Here is a 12,671-nt window from a genome sequence, read left to right as displayed (position 1 = left end):
CCCGATTACGGTTAGCTGTATACGACTCTGACTGTGTGCGTTTTGTATTTAGACTGGAAAGGCTAATGATAGGCGTACGTTGGCAGCTTCAGAAAACAGGTACAGTTTTTTAAAAAATATCATAAGTCAAACCTTCTTCAAATCAAATCTTCATCCGGTGTCTCTACACAATCAAGCAGTAACCGATCGAGGGTTGCTGAACCGTCGATCCTTTTTACAAAGGGCTAGCCTTTTAGGCTTGGGAAGTATGCTCCTGGATTCATGCCAGGTACTCGATGACGTATTTCCTAATAAACCGTCCAGTGTACCCCCACCAACCCAGATAGCGTGCTGGGGAGATTCACTAACCTTTGGCAAAGGAGGTACACCTTATCCAACGGTGCTGGCAAACGAATTACCCAATTATACCGTCAAGAATTTTGGAATTGATGGTCAGGTAAGTCGGGCTATTGTTGCCCGTCAGGGCGGAATTCCAGTCACGCTAAGCGTGGAAGGAAACGCATTTAACGGAGCAGGAGCCATAAAAGTAACCAAGCTATCGACGCAACTGCTGTCGACGGTTGCCAACAACCTGACCATGACATTAAAGGGTCGGGTAAACGAAGTGCCCTGTACACTGACCCGTACGGCGAAGGGCGGGGGAGAGGCTCAGGTAGAGAGCTACACCTTGACGCCCGCCGAAGCCAGTACCGTGTCCGTTCCCGCCGATTCGGTCTTTATTTCGGATGACGCCGTGGCTTATCAGTCGGCTCTTCAGGTCCTTTGGCTGGGAAGAAACGATGTACCCGATTTTGATGGGATTGTCAATCTGATCGACAATTGTATTAACTATCTGCCGAATCCTAAATTTTATCTGGTATTAGGCATTCTGATGAGTAATCAGGAAACGAAAGGTACGGCTGGTTACAAGCAGATTTCGGATTTCAATGCCTTACTCCAGCGACGTTACGGCAGCAACTTTGTGCCCATGACTCCGCCCACGGCCGACGAACTGAAAGCCGTAGGGTATACGCCAACTGCCCAAGATCAGGCTCAACTGGCTCAGGATATATTTCCAGCGGGCGTTCGCTCGGATTACCTGCACCTGAACTCGCTGGGCTATCAGATCATCGCCCGCCGAATCAAGGACAAGCTAGTAGCTAAAAACTGGTACGTTCAGCAGGCAAAATAGCTGAACTTTCAAAACAAGGTTTTAACACGAGCCCCTTCACAAGATCGTAAGGGGCTCGTGATTGTATGGTTATAAGAAGACAGAAGAAGCATCCGTCCAAGAATTACGCAAGTCCTTTTCCACCTAGTACGTTTACGGTCATGCCAGGTTCGGGGCGTTCGGCCAGCAAAGGCATGGCCCGCCCAATGAGTTCTCGTATGGCGGGTATCTGTAGAGAACGATCATGATCTTCCTTCGTATCCCAGACTTCAGTTATCCAAATCGTATCGGCATCTGTAACATCCGTACTGACCAAATACAACTGACAACCGGAGGCTGTATGCAGCAGCCGAGCCGCTTCCAGTAAAAAATCGGCTAGAGCTTGTCGCTGACCAGGCAGGGCTTTTAACTTTCCAAAAAGACCGTATTTCGTGATTGACATGTATAGGTAGATAAGTCAGCGGCCTGTGTAGCTCACTTTTGAATGTAAGTCCCTGGAAACATTTTTTTAAAATGGAAGGGAATACAGAAAAGCCGTTTGGAATCGTCCGTGGTATTACGTTTTCAACCATGAACATGAAGCGTACTAATCTGGCGGAAACCGAAGGCAATCCCGGCGATCAGATTAGTACACTTATCTTTCGTAATGTAGAGTGGATGGGGTACTCGGAAACTTTAAAAATAAGTATTGCAATGTTACATTTGAAAAGATAAAAGTAAACGCTACTGCTTTTGATGGTCAGTAACTATGTAAACTTTATCTTTTACTGAACATTGCTAGTTAGGGAAAGATTTCTTTATAAAAATCAGGCTTAAACAGCTTATAGAATAGTTTCCGGTACCATACGGAATAATACTTTCGTTTATACCGAAGAAAAGCGTGATGATTTTGCCGGTTCGCCCGGTATGAATCTAACAGGCGGGGAAGATCGAGGTGCATTTCACGGTATAAATCAATGTGTTTTTCGTAAATATAATGATAGTAAATAATGGATTTAGCGTGGAAATCGATATTATCCGTTAATGAATTTTTCTCGATGCGTTTACGATAATAATAAAGGGATTTATCAATTTTGTAAACATTTTTATTTTTTGATAACACCCGAATCCACAATTCCCAATCTTCAAGGCAAGGTAAATTTTCATCAAATTTCCCTGCCTTTTCGAAGGTTTCTGCACTAATCATAGCAAAAATGGGAATGGAATTCGAGATGAGTAAGTCATCCTTGTTGTAATCAATAATATGCCAGGGGCCAGTTCTTCCTTCGAAATATTCGGCGTTCGAATACACTAAATTGACATTCGGATGCTGAATAAAGGCGTTGAAATGTTCTTCAACAAATTCCTCGTGCAGCCTATCATCGCCGTCCAGAAACACAATAAACTGCCCGTTTGACCGATCAAAACCATAGTTGCGGGTAGCGGCCGGTCCGGAATTGGTTTTTGTATAAAGTTTGACGTTTTTGTTTGTACCCTGGATGTACTCAGAAATGATAGCGAAGGTTTGATCCGTAGAACCATCGTCTACTACAATGATTTCGACGTTTTTATAACTCTGTTTTTCAGCCGATTGAATGGCTTCTATAATGACCCGTTCGTTATTGTAACAGGGGATGATGATACTAATCAGGGGTTTAGTCGCTGTGTGGAACTGCCCGTGTGTATAATCCGTAATGGTGGCCAGCCAGTTCGTAAAGGAATATTTCGACCGGATTTTCTCGTCAATTTTTACGTAGGGACGAGCTAGAAAATCATCCAGTTCCTCCTTATTCTCTTCCGTTAAAATGAAGAAATTATTCGGATGATAAAAATCTTCGTCGACAACCGTAGCGTTCGTCGTAATTACTTTTTTCTGCAGCTTCAGTCCGTCAAAAATCCGGAAAGATAAGCCCTGGTGTTCATCAATGCGGAAATCCAGAATAATCTCCGTATTTTTTATCTGGACTAACTGATCTTCGTACGGATTAACTTTATGCAGGCAATGGAAGTTTTCTTTAACGTATAAAGGGACTTTATCTTCGTCGTATAAATTATAAACAAAATCGAATTGTACCGGACTTATCTTTCTGGTAATGAATTTGTGGAAATCGATAATCGCCTGGAGGCGGGAAGGATGGAATGAACTGATGTAATAGATTTTATTTTTGGTTTCAATATTGGGCAAATCGTCGGGATAATCGAAATAAAAGTTGGGCACGTATTGTACACCGTATTTCTGATATTTAACAACATCAGTTTTGTCAAAGGCGTAAAAACGATCGAATAAATGAACTTTAGGAAGAACTTCTGGATTCCTCGAAATACCGTCGTAATGAAATGAAATAAACTTATCACTCCTTTTTCTGGCTTCCAGTAGTAATTCTAAAGGGAAGAAATCCGCTCGGATTACTAATGTTACATCATAGTGATCGTACGTTTTTACGAGCGATAAACGCGTTTGTTGATTAAAATTATGCCGTAGGGTATTTTTATAGTTTCTATCTTTTAAGAAAGTCTTTCTAAAAAAGTTAGTCGTACGCTGACTGACATTTTTGTAGGTAAAAGGGTAAGAATTATTATGAATCACTACAACATCATACCCTAAGCTGATAAGATTTTTTTCAATCACCATGTATAATTGATAATCCCACGGTGCAATTAGTAAAAATCTTTTTTTTACGTTCATTTGAATGGGTGATAGGAATAAATGAGGATTTATATTTTCACTAATACCTGCGTATTAGTGAAAAATGAATTGAACTCCGGAAAATAAAGTAGCTACTAAGCGTATAGCATTACATAGAATACGTTGGGAGGAAAAGCGGAGTTGTAAGAGAACGTATCTGTTACTGGATAGGTCTTTTAGTAGCGAAATCATTTGTATGAGTAAAGTACGAAATACTTGCTTGAAATGAATTTTCCGAAGCGTTTCCCTGACGACACCTTTGCAAAAATGTATAAATTTATTTTTAGCCGCAAAACATTTGCATAAATAAGACCGGGCTTCAACCGATCAGTAGAATGCATGGAAGAAGAAGAAATCTGGCTGTACCTGTCTACTTAAAAAGGCTGGACAGGGTTTGTCTTTCAGTTGTTGCATCCTATTATAAATAGAGAAGGAGAGTTCTGGTAACTAGTGTTTCTATAACCTAACGCTTCGTAAGTCCCCACTATCGGTTCGCGTCATCCCACTTTTCCGCTCATCCTGACGAACACACCATTCATCCCTGAAATATTAAAAAACACGGCCCTGACTGCAACGCAGCCCTGATTCGCTGCATCCTTGGTGTGTAAATAAGGTCAGCCGTTTTGGAACGCAAACCCCGTCAAGCACCGCTCATCCAGCAACCAAGCCTTACATACTACTTTGTATTGCATAGTACCTGTTTTCAACCCAACTTTGAATCATCAATCAGGCCAGTCGCCTTTGATGAACGTACCCAAGCCATGATTTTCTAAACAACCGATTAGCTCACTTTTGCCTGTCAATCTCAATCGATAAAAGCCATGAAAACTTCCATTCAATCTCTGTTCGCTCTTGCTTTTGCTTTCGTTACCCTGAACAGCTTTGCTGCTCCTCGTCCAGCGGAAGATCCTAAGGAAACCGCAAGAACCTCCTATACCATGAATGTCTTTAAGGGACAGCAGGGTAAAGTCAACTTCATGCTGGAAAAAGTAGCGGGTAAGAAACTAACTGTTTCCCTGCGAAATGCCAAGGGCGATGTGCTTTTCAGTGAAAACATCAGTAAAAACGCTACCGGCTACGCCCGCCGTTTTGATATGAACGAACTGGCCGATGGTCAATACCACATTGAAGTGACTGATGGTGAAACTACCCTTAAAAAAGACATCAGCATCAATACCGATAAGCCCACTCGCATGGTATTTGTGAATTAATTCCCCCATACCTATTCGCTTACGTAAGTCCCGGGTTCTGAACCCGGGACTTTTACTTTCCGGGTGCTTCAGGCCTCGGGTCGCAGAATTAATCTGCGTACGGACATGGGGTGAAAAATCTGTCCCCTGCGGGTCCTGAATCCATTTGCATTAAGTTTTTCGGCAATGAGAGCGTAGGTGAGCCCCTGGTTTCGGTACAAACGAGCCAGTTCCGCTGCCTGCCGATTGGCCTGATGCATGCGGGCGTTAGCGATGCGTTGCTGACGGCCCTTATCAATCGCCTGCGAAGTCAGGTTCTCGGGTGAGCCCAGCGAATAGCCCTGACGTTTTTTTTGCTGAAGGGCATTGCGGGTTCGTTCCGAGATTAGCTCCCGTTCGTGTTGGGCCAGAACCGCCATAATTCCGATGGTAAGCGTATTGGCATCGGGAATATCGCAGGCCACAAAATCTACTTCCGCATTCCGAAGCGTAAAAATAAATTCGGCATTACGCGAGAGCCGGTCGAGTTTAGCGATCAACAATCGGGCCCGGTGTTGTTTGGCAAAAGCAATGGCTGCTTTTAACTGCGGTCGCTCCGATTTCTTACCCGATTCTACTTCCACAAATTCCTGAAGCAGTACTTCGCCTTCCCGAACGAAACGTCGTACAATTTCCTGCTGAGCGGCCAGACCCAACCCCGATTTTCCCTGAGCTAAGGTAGATACCCGGTAATAAGCAACGTACTGCATAAATCGATAAGAAAATCTGATGAGCGAAATAGTTGTAAAATTACGCATTTTTGCTTTTATAACCTTTTATAAACGGACGTTTATAAAAGGTTATTCATAAATCGATCATAATTAAATTCAATGATTTTTTGCTTCTCTTCAGATTAAGTAATGAAGATGGTTCCAAGGTTTGCTCCGCCCAGCATTTACTTGGCTTGCCACTTATGTAAGATTAGGGATCGTCGACTCATGAAGCAGTTAGTTTGATGCCACGGTTAAGCTGCTCTGCTCCCTGGGTAGCTGCGTTTAGAAAAGGGGTACAGCACTTGATTTTCGTAGGATAGGTACAGGAGATTTTCCAGCAAAGAAGTTTTTGCAGCTTTGGGTTGCAGGCGAGTAGGGGAACCTTAACCGAACCGTGCTGTTGATGGCTGAGTGTTCTGGACCGATACTATCGGACAGAAGCACGGAGGCGAAAGGGATCATTCTTCAGTAAATCGAACGAGAGCATCGCATCACCGTTCGTAAGAAACGGGGACGATTCAGGAAGGCAGATTCAAAACTGACAAGGCATGTTTGAAGTATTATTCGCTCATATCCAGGAAAAAGTAAAGCTAACCCCGGAGGAAAAGGAAGTCCTACAATCGTTCTTCGTGGTCAAAAAGCTACGAAAACGACAGTATCTACTTCAGGAAGGTCAGGTCTGTACGCATTTGTCTTTTGTAGTCAAAGGCTTGCTCCGCTCTTACAATGTGGACGAAAAGGGACATGAGCATATCAATCTTTTCGCTTGGGAAGGCTGGTGGGTATCAGATCTGGGAAGCTTTTTAAAAGGCGAAGCAGCTATACTCAACATTGATGCTCTGGAGAACAGTGAGTTATTAATGATTTCCCTGAACGACTACGAAGCTTTGATGACGAGCATTCCCAAGATGGAACGCTATTTCCGATTGCTTTATCAGAATAGTCTGGTTACGAAAGACCGACGTCTCATCAGTTCCATTACGCATACGGCCGAAGAAAAATACTGGCAACTGGCCGAAAACTTTCCCCAAATGATCCAACGCGTCCCCCAACACCTGATTGCTTCCTATCTGGGACTGGCTCCGGAGACTATCAGCCGTATTCGCAAAAACCGCATGATTCGGAGTCAGGACTAGTTGATCCAGATCAAGGCTATTTCTTGCCCAAGGTCAAGAGCCTGCTTTTTTACGAAAGGTACCTTTGTGGAAAATCTTTTCAGAGATGTGCAGAATTACGTGTCCGTCTCTGAAGCGAAACTAGCGGTATAACTAGCATGGAAAAGAAAGCATTGATTGTGGGCGTGAGTGGGATTACGGGAAGTAACCTGGCCCAGGAGCTGGTTGATCAGGGGTGGAACGTTTACGGGCTGGCACGCAACCCTTCCATAGGGGTAGAAAGCGTGGTGCCGGTGGCGGCGAATCTGTTGGATGAACAAGGCTTGGGTCAGGCGTTGGAAGGTATTTCGCCCACGCACGTTTTCATTACAACGTGGATGCGAAATGAAACCGAAGCTGAAAATATTCGGGTAAATGGAACTATGGTTCGTAACGTATTGAATGCCTTATCTGGAAAACAATCCGTTCAGCACGTTGCTTTGGTAACCGGGTTAAAGCATTACTTAGGGCCGTTTGAGGCTTATGCACAGGCGGGCAACTTACCAGAAACACCCTTGCGGGAGGAGCAGCCCCGATTGGCTTTTGACAACTTTTATTACGCTCAGGAAGACGAGGTTTTTGCCGCTGCGGCCCGAGATGGATTTACCTGGAGTGTGCACCGACCGCATACAGTGATTGGAAAGGCCGTTGGCAATTTAATGAATCTGGGGACTACGCTCGCCGTGTATGCGACCCTCTGTAAAGAAACAGGTCGTCCGTTTGTATGGCCGGGTTCGGAAGCTCAGTGGACGGGACTCTCTGACGTAACCGATGCCCGGATATTGGCTAAACAACTGGTTTGGGCGGCTACTACACCCGAAGCTTCTAATCAAGCCTATAACATTGTCAATGGCGATGTTTTCCGCTGGAGCTGGTTGTGGAAACAAATCGCGGACCATTTTACTATTGAAGCAGAAGGTTTTAACGGAAGTGTCCGGCCACTGGAGGCCGAAATGGCCGCGGATCGAGCGACCTGGGAAGCGATAGCCCAGCGGTATGGACTTCGCGAATCCAATTTGGACCGGTTGGCCTCGCCCTGGCATACGGACCTGGATTTAGGACGCCCCATTGAGGTAATGACTGATATGACCAGAAGTCGTACGCTGGGTTTTAACGCGTACCAGTCTACGCGAGCATCTTTCTTTGATTTATTTGAAGCCCTGAGAAAAGATCGGATCATACCCTGAAAAAATTTCGAGTACGTTTACTAAAAAAAGTCTGTAGTTGATCCCGGATCAGCTACAGACTTTTTTTAGTAAGCGTATGAACGTACTACTGGATAAATAACGGAAAACGGTGACCGAATGATGAATGTGTAGCTGTTCAGGCTGAGAACGGCGGTTGCAATCTGATCCGTCCAGAATGTAATGATATACCAGAGAACGTAATTGAACATTAAGACAATTCATTTGACGATTTGTAGCAGGCTTTTGCCGCTCAGGTCCGCTACATTTGTATCGATAAAATTATATTATTTATTGGTTCCATGCAGGTTTAATCGAGTGGTAACGTACCAGAAAGATTAAGCCACATGGATGAAAGCAGTTCCAATTACGTAAGGCCTCACTGAGCATCCGCTGGCAAAAGTGAATTAAAATTTTACCTAGACCAGACCGACCGTACCAAAGGGTACTGCACGGCAGAAGACCCCACCTTTCAAGCTAACACAATTCAAGCCAGGTCCGATGGCCTAAACGATGTGCCGGGAGGTTCACCTCCGGGTGTGGCGTGGTTTGCCCAAGCAACAACGAGCGTTCAGCGTTCTGAATGAACGGCCCCTGAACCATTAACCTCTGAGTACTAACAATTACTTACAATAAACCATCTATGAAAAAACCATTACTTGTTCTGGTGAGATCGCTTGTCTTGCTAGCCGTAGTCGCCATGTTTCACCATACCGTTCAGGCTCAGTCGAGAACGGCAACTGTGAAAGTAAACAAAGACCAGAAGTACCAGAAAATTACCGGTTTCGGGGGTTTTGTCAATAGTCCTCAGTTTGGTTACAACCACATGACCGAAGCTGAAATACGCAAGATGTGGGGAGCGGGCAGTGAGGCGGGCTACAACATCATGCGGATCTACATACCCATTGGCAAAGACAACTGGGGGCAGGCACTGGCAACGGCCCAACTGGCTCAGTCCCTGAATATTAAAATTTTTGCTTCGCCCTGGTCGATGCCCGCGGAGTGGAAAACCTACAATACCATTGCCTCCCGCTATCAGGATGCAAACGGAGCCTGGCAGCCGGTGTACCTAAAGCCGGAGCATTACGCCGACTACGCCAATTACCTCAACGACTTTGTCACGTATCTGCGGGAAAATGGCGTTGAACTGGAAGCCATCGCACTACAAAACGAGCCTGATTATCAGGTTGATTATGCCGGATGTATCTGGACTCCCGATCAGATGACCACCTTTCTTAAAAATCATAGGAATGTGATCAAGTGCAAAGTCCTGGCACCCGAGACGGTAGGTATTACCAATAATTACGCCAGTGCTTTCGCCAATGCAGAGGTGTTGCCGCACTTTGATATCTTCGCTGGTCACCAGTATGGGGGGATTCAGTCAGGTTTGCTGAATGTACAGGCTCAGGGCAAAGAGGTTTGGATGACTGAGTATCTCATTAACTGGAACACCAACGGAGTCTCCCGGGATTTCAACTGGTCCATTGACGGTTTTTCGTTTGCCAATGACTTAAATCAGGCCCTGCTGTCCAACGTCAATGCCTGGATTCATTATGCAACCAAACGGTATTACGGACCTCTGGGTGATGGAATATTTGGTACAACGACTGGAGTCATGACCAAACGGGGAAATATTCTTTCGCATTACGCCAAGTACGTTACCGGGTACACCCGCATTCAGAATAGCTGGAATGACAACACCAATGAGTTAAGAGGGTCTTCTTACCTTTCTGAAACGGGCGATAAAATCGTAGTTCAGGTCATTAATCCTTCTTCGAATACGTATAATCTGTCGGTGGATTTACCTTTTCTTTCCAACGAAGGCAAAGCCATCAGTACGACTCAGACGGAAAGTATGGTTGAAAGCAACGTGGATTTTACTCAGGAAACCAATCGGCCCAAGGTGACCGTCAAAGCCTCCAGTGTAACTACACTCGTTTTTTCCAAGAGCGGCGATTTCGAACCGTCTCAAATGACCAGTGAACTGATTAATTACGAGAAGCTTGACAACAAAACCCCCACTTCATCCGCGTTTGGTACCGGCTATAAGCTTAGTGGCAAGACCTTTACGTTCCTGAATTCATCACCATTGTTTAGTACCAATACGAATGCCAATAATGGGTATTTGCCGCTGGGAGGCAAGTTTAATCGGTTGGTATTTCAAGTAGAAAGCCTTTCCTCCAGCTTTAATTACTCTTCGAGCAACACGACGCTTTATTACGTAAACAAGCAGGGAGCTGTAAATTCCAAAAATTACGGCAGTATTGTTTTTGATAAAAGAAACGATTTCAACTGGGTGCTGAATATTTCCGAAGATGTACTGACCGATGGTTGTATGGGCATCATTGGGATTACCAGTGGCAATGCCACCTCCCGGCTGACCTTCAAATTCAAAGACGTATACGTGGCTTTGGGTACTGAGCGGGGCTACAAGTTCTCGGGCGTGTACAGTGCGGCAGATAGTTACTTGATGGATTGCCTGGAAGACATTACATATACCTCGCTTGATTTTACCAATGTAACCAATATTCCCGCTCAGACTGACTGGCACGCCTTGGCGGCCAATAAGAACAGTCTGTTTTATGTACAGACCAGTACCGTGAGTGATAAAACCAACGTAGTGAACGGACAAAGCTGTACGAAACTTGAACTCAGCGAAGGCAGAGGCGATTATTATGCTCCCCAGGGCTTTACGGCGATTTCGGCAACGTATCAGGGTACTTTGAACGGCGTGAAAATGCTGGTACTGCCCTTTGAAGCCGACATTCCGAACGGAGTCAAGGCCTATACGCTGGAATACACCGATTCTAAAGTGGTAGGAAGAGCGATTACCACCGGAAAAATTCCTGCCAATACACCCGTTCTGGTGAGTGGATCCGGAGCCATCGTATTTGAAGGCTCGGGTGCGATCGCTTCTTCAAAGCAACAGGCGGTAAACCCTTCACCCAACAAAAAAGAGGATCAACTGGCACTTGCCGTGCAGGCAGGCATCAGTACCGGCGTGTACGTGGGTATCCCGATTCCCCTGGGCAGTTACTACCTGACCAACACCAATGGGGTGGCCGCATTCAGTCGGGTTACGAGCGGTGCTCAACCCTCCGCAGCCGCTTTCAACGGGTACCTGAGCCCAGGCTTACCGACCACGGCAGCGAGTCTGGAACTGGAACTGATTGATCAGCCACTGCCCGTCAGCCTGGGTAGATTTACGGCTAAAGCGGTTGAAAACGGAATCCAGCTGGATTGGACAACCTATGCCGAAAAGAACAACTTTGGCTTTGAGGTACTGAGAAGTGAGGATGGAAAAACGTTCGAAAAAATCGGCTTCGTTGCTGGTAATGGTACCAGCGTACGGGAACTGAATTATCGACTGGTTGACCCGTCTCTTCTGGCAGGTACCCGTTATTACCGCCTCAAGCAAATCGATCTGGACGGAGCGTATCAGTACTCCGTGATTCGGTCCGTGCAACAGGCAACGCTAACATCCGTGAAAGTATATCCTAATCCGGTAAAGGATTTTCTAACCATTGATTTCAACGGAAATAAAGTAACCGGACAGCTCGTCATCATCGATGCAGTAGGACGAACCGTTTTGCAATCTTCGCTGGATCAAACCGATCAAAAGATTATTAACGTATCAAACCTGGCTCCGGGAATGTACCATTACCAGGCGAATCATTTGAAAGGAAAATTCATTAAATAAAGTGTAATAAAGGAATGTATAAAAAAGGGTAGGGCGATTCAATTATGAAAAGTCCTGCCCTTTTTTTTATTGTTTATTACAGAATCACGAGGAATTAAACAAACGAATGTAATCCTTCACAGTTGCTGATACTTTGGAAGCTAGTAGGTAAAAAACTTAATGCATATTCTGTGCCTGAAATTCAAAACTCTAATTCAGGTGAATGCTCTGAAACGTGAATGAGCTTTGGATATTCCGTCAGAAACTTCGCTGGTGTATACCATGCCATTACTGTGATTAGGGTATCGACCCCTTGGATGAGGGGCTTTTCGTTTCAGGTTCGTTTTTGGAAGATGCTAGTACGAAGTGAGAATTTTTACGACGATACCATAATTCAGGCGGCCTGACTGGTGATGTGGTACCGTATCGTCCAATTTTATAGTCTATTTTTTATGAAAATGACCACTTTTGAACATTTGTAGCATTTATTTTCACAAATCTTCTCCTGCAAAACTTCCGGATAGAACTACATTTGTTCAATGATTAGTTAAAAATTATATCAGAAAAGTTATGAAGTTCCCGGTGTGTTTAGCGGGGACATTCATTGCAAAAAATAAATTGTCATTTTGACAAATAATAGTGGGATTGATCAGAAGTCCCTGTAAGAATACATAAAATCAACGCAACCTATCCATCACTTTTATTTCGTGCTTATTAGTTACGTATACCGATGAAAGTTTTCGATTTAACCTGTACGAACGTATTAACTAAACCCATTGCTTCGATGAAATAATCTCGCTTTACCGCATTCATTGGGAGAGATAGCTACACAACGCTTTACTTTTTACCCGCACCTTTTACTGACGTTACAGAGACATTTTAACGAATGGAATGGCA

8 protein-coding genes are annotated in these 12,671 nt (G+C 44.6%); 5 read left to right on the top strand and 3 right to left on the bottom strand.

Translation table 11 applies throughout. The features are described from left to right. Positions 1-247: 247 nt before the first annotated feature. Complete coding sequence (locus BWI97_RS23250) at positions 248-1,171, top strand: hypothetical protein (protein ID WP_233207976.1); 924 nt, start codon at positions 248-250, stop codon at positions 1,169-1,171. Between the two features lie 103 nt (positions 1,172-1,274). Here BWI97_RS23250 and BWI97_RS23245 read toward each other — a convergent pair whose 3' ends face one another. Together BWI97_RS23245 and BWI97_RS23235 are read right to left on the bottom strand one after the other, a co-directional pair. Then, on the bottom strand, positions 1,275-1,592 hold the full coding sequence (locus tag BWI97_RS23245) for a putative quinol monooxygenase (RefSeq protein WP_233207975.1): 318 nt from the start codon (positions 1,590-1,592) through the stop codon (positions 1,275-1,277). 339 nt (positions 1,593-1,931) lie between these two features. Next, complete coding sequence (locus tag BWI97_RS23235) at positions 1,932-3,347, bottom strand: glycosyltransferase (RefSeq protein WP_158242826.1); 1,416 nt, start codon at positions 3,345-3,347, stop codon at positions 1,932-1,934. A gap of 1,289 nt (positions 3,348-4,636) precedes the next feature. On the opposite strand from BWI97_RS23235, the gene BWI97_RS23230 reads away from it, so the two are divergent. Next, entirely contained in the window at positions 4,637-5,026 is a 390-nt protein-coding gene (locus tag BWI97_RS23230; protein WP_102203010.1) for a hypothetical protein, read from the top strand. Positions 5,027-5,094: 68 nt separating this feature from the next. Here BWI97_RS23230 and BWI97_RS23225 read toward each other — a convergent pair whose 3' ends face one another. Beyond that, the gene (locus BWI97_RS23225) at positions 5,095-5,754 is read right to left on the bottom strand and encodes a recombinase family protein (RefSeq protein ID WP_199182075.1); all 660 of its coding nucleotides are present in this window, start codon (positions 5,752-5,754) and stop codon (positions 5,095-5,097) included. 551 nt (positions 5,755-6,305) lie between these two features. On the opposite strand from BWI97_RS23225, the gene BWI97_RS23220 reads away from it, so the two are divergent. The 3 genes from BWI97_RS23220 (at position 6,306) to BWI97_RS23210 (ending at position 11,795) form a co-directional block, all read left to right on the top strand. Beyond that, positions 6,306-6,893: a Crp/Fnr family transcriptional regulator gene (locus BWI97_RS23220; RefSeq protein ID WP_094812109.1), complete on the top strand. Its 588-nt coding sequence runs from the start codon at positions 6,306-6,308 to the stop codon at positions 6,891-6,893. Positions 6,894-7,030: 137 nt separating this feature from the next. Next, on the top strand, positions 7,031-8,098 hold the full coding sequence (locus tag BWI97_RS23215) for an SDR family oxidoreductase (protein WP_102203009.1): 1,068 nt from the start codon (positions 7,031-7,033) through the stop codon (positions 8,096-8,098). Between the two features lie 640 nt (positions 8,099-8,738). Continuing rightward, complete coding sequence (locus tag BWI97_RS23210) at positions 8,739-11,795, top strand: T9SS type A sorting domain-containing protein (protein WP_102203008.1); 3,057 nt, start codon at positions 8,739-8,741, stop codon at positions 11,793-11,795. The last annotated feature ends 876 nt before the right edge of the window (positions 11,796-12,671 follow it).

This window comes from Siphonobacter sp. BAB-5405, from assembly GCF_002872335.1.
Lineage (GTDB): Bacteria > Bacteroidota > Bacteroidia > Cytophagales > Spirosomataceae > Siphonobacter.
This window is presented reverse-complemented; position numbering and strand designations above follow the sequence as displayed.

Coding starts and splice junctions, on each gene's coding strand:
- BWI97_RS23225 (WP_199182075.1), bottom strand. CDS start 5,754: ATGCAGTACGTTGCTTATTACCGGGTATCTACCTTAGCTCAGGGAAAA.
- BWI97_RS23215 (WP_102203009.1), top strand. CDS start 7,031: ATGGAAAAGAAAGCATTGATTGTGGGCGTGAGTGGGATTACGGGAAGT.
- BWI97_RS23245 (WP_233207975.1), bottom strand. CDS start 1,592: ATGTCAATCACGAAATACGGTCTTTTTGGAAAGTTAAAAGCCCTGCCT.
- BWI97_RS23220 (WP_094812109.1), top strand. CDS start 6,306: ATGTTTGAAGTATTATTCGCTCATATCCAGGAAAAAGTAAAGCTAACC.
- BWI97_RS23210 (WP_102203008.1), top strand. CDS start 8,739: ATGAAAAAACCATTACTTGTTCTGGTGAGATCGCTTGTCTTGCTAGCC.
- BWI97_RS23250 (WP_233207976.1), top strand. CDS start 248: ATGCTCCTGGATTCATGCCAGGTACTCGATGACGTATTTCCTAATAAA.
- BWI97_RS23230 (WP_102203010.1), top strand. CDS start 4,637: ATGAAAACTTCCATTCAATCTCTGTTCGCTCTTGCTTTTGCTTTCGTT.